The sequence below is a fragment of the Herbiconiux daphne genome (assembly GCF_024979295.1).
Lineage (GTDB): Bacteria > Actinomycetota > Actinomycetes > Actinomycetales > Microbacteriaceae > Herbiconiux > Herbiconiux daphnes.
The window spans coordinates 1-1,377 of the sequence record NZ_JANLCJ010000094.1; the positions used below are offsets into that span (position 1 = coordinate 1).

Below are 1,377 nucleotides of genomic sequence, written 5' to 3' on the forward strand. Positions count from 1 at the left end.
AATCTTCTTGGTAATAGATCATGAAGTGAATTTGGATTTGGATTGACTGGATTGGTTGTTCCATCATGAAAATCTGGTGAGGCTGTTTTCAATAGAATTGATCTTGTTGAAAATGTTAAATCTTTAGGACAACAAGCCGGCCTGGAATATTTTAACAGAACTTGAAGTGATTTGGATAGATGAGAATCAAGAACATATCATAGTGATTTTTTTGGTAAAGAAACGCTTGAAATCAGCGATAGATTGAAAAGTTTCGAAGAATATTCAAAAAACAAATATTATCGTGATGGTGAAGACTATGCTGTTGATAGGTTGGATCATGAAGTTTATGGAAAAGTCATGGACAATCTTAACCAAATTTATGAACTTGGTGAGGCGGCAAACTTCCTAAATGTAAAATTCAAACAAAATGCCATGATAAAGGCTTCAAAAGATTTCAGTTCATCTATGGATTCGCCGTTTTCATTGTCAACATCAATTGATAGATTAACCGACATACGTGATATGGCTAATAACTTCAACATACCAACTCTATCTGATAAACTAAATGCGTTTCTAACTGAAGACAATTTAAGATTATTTACGTCATTAGAAGATTTGCTTTCGTATCTTATGACAAATACTGGAAGAAGAATTACAAAAATAGGAAACGTTTCCGAATTCAGATTGCGTATGGCATTGAAAAGAATTTTTGCCGAAAGAAAACTTAAAGGAAGCTCGTTGATGCCTAAGATTACAAGATGAAAAGCCGGAATTGATAAGTTCAATCACGCTTTGGCTAAGCCAATAAAATTCATTGATAAAGCTTCAAAGATTGCCGAAAACATGGGTGCGGAAATCTTCGGCGACTTGGAAGAAAAGGCTTATGAAGAATTAAAAGAAACATCAAAAGTTGATAAGATGGAAAAGAAATACAACAAAGTTAGAACTTCGAAAACGCCGGCATACAAGCGTGTCGCAAAACAATTGGTTGAAATTGAAAAAGAAATTATTGAATCAGGCGGTACATTGGTAAATTCACATGTCATCGCCGGTTATAGAGTTCTTCAACAATCGCTTGTTGGCTTTGATGAAAACTTAGTTCAAATCATCTTTAATCCGCATACAACGGGCGCTAAGTCATTGACAGCAAAAAACCACGGTGGAAAGAAACCGGTTTATGTACGGGCAACTGATCAACAATTGCTTAGCCTTCGCGAACGTGGAATGAGATACTACTTGGATACTTGAGCCATTTCTCGTGGTGGAAAGATTCCTGAATCAATGAAGATGATTGATGAAGTCCTTGGAAATGTCGGCGCTTTCATTCCAATTGGAACGTTGAACAAACTATTGATTATGGCGACAAGAATCAAACGCGCGGTTGGAAAGTATTAT

The 1,377-nt window shown here is 35.9% G+C and carries 2 protein-coding genes; both read left to right on the top strand.

Annotated features, from left to right (window positions below):
* Nucleotides 1-243 precede the first annotated feature (243 nt).
* A complete protein-coding gene (locus tag N1032_RS23205; RefSeq protein ID WP_259542709.1) occupies nt 244-744 on the top strand; it encodes a hypothetical protein in 501 nt (166 codons plus the stop codon).
* Nucleotides 745-774: 30 nt separating this feature from the next.
* Nucleotides 775-1,230, top strand: a complete 456-nt coding sequence (locus N1032_RS23210; RefSeq protein WP_259542710.1) for a hypothetical protein — start codon at nt 775-777, stop codon at nt 1,228-1,230.
* Nucleotides 1,231-1,377: the final 147 nt, after the last annotated feature.